1 protein-coding gene is annotated in these 828 nt (G+C 67.9%); it reads left to right on the top strand.

Annotated elements, in window-relative coordinates; all coding sequences use genetic code 11:
* The coding region (locus A5760_RS25060; protein WP_231122743.1) for a condensation domain-containing protein at window positions 1-828 on the top strand (828 nt) is incomplete at both ends.

The following is an 828-nucleotide window of genomic DNA, read 5'->3' as shown; positions in this document are numbered from 1 at the left end:
GTTGGTGGCGGTGGAGCGGCCGGCGGTGGTGCCGTTGTCGTTTGCCCAGCAGCGGTTGTGGTTTATCGACCAGTTGCAGGGGCCGTCACCGGTTTACAACATGGCGGTGGCGTTGCGGCTGAGCGGGCGGCTGGATGCAGAGGCGTTGGGTGCGGCGCTGGCCGATGTGGTGGGCCGCCACGAGAGCCTGCGCACCCTGTTCGTCGCCCCCGACGGGATCGCCCGGCAGTTGGTGGTGTCCCCAGAGCTAGCCGACTTGGGCTGGCAGATCATCGATGCCACCGGCTGGTCGACAACACAGCTGGATGAGGCGATCGACACCGCGACGCGTCACCCGTTTGACTTAGCCACCGAAATCCCGTTGCGGGCAACACTTTTCCGTGTCGCCGATGACGAGCATGTGCTGGTGGCCGCGGTGCACCATATCGCCGCTGATGGCCTGTCGATCGCCCCGCTGGTGGCTGATCTGGGTGTGGCCTTTGCCAGCCGGTGTGCGGGGCAAGCCCCCGATTGGGCGCCGTTGCCGGTGCAGTATGCCGATTACACGCTGTGGCAGCGCGCGCAGTTCGGTGATCTCGAGGACAGTGACAGCCGCATCGGCGCACAGCTGGCCTATTGGGAGCAGGCGCTGGCCGGGATGCCCGAGCGGCTGGCGTTGCCCACCGATCGGCCCTACCCGCCGGTGATCGATCAGCGCGGCGCCAGCGTGGCGGTGGAGTGGCCGGCCGAGCTGCAGCAGCGGGTGCGCAGTGTGGCCCGTGAGCACAACGCGACCAGCTTCATGGTGATGCAGGCCGCCCTGGCGGTGTTGCTCGCCAAGCTCAGCGC

It is taken from the genome of Mycobacterium colombiense (assembly GCF_001665835.1).
Lineage (GTDB): Bacteria > Actinomycetota > Actinomycetes > Mycobacteriales > Mycobacteriaceae > Mycobacterium > Mycobacterium colombiense_A.
The sequence above is the reverse complement of the archived record's forward strand: the minus strand, read 5'-3'. Positions and strand labels throughout refer to the sequence as shown.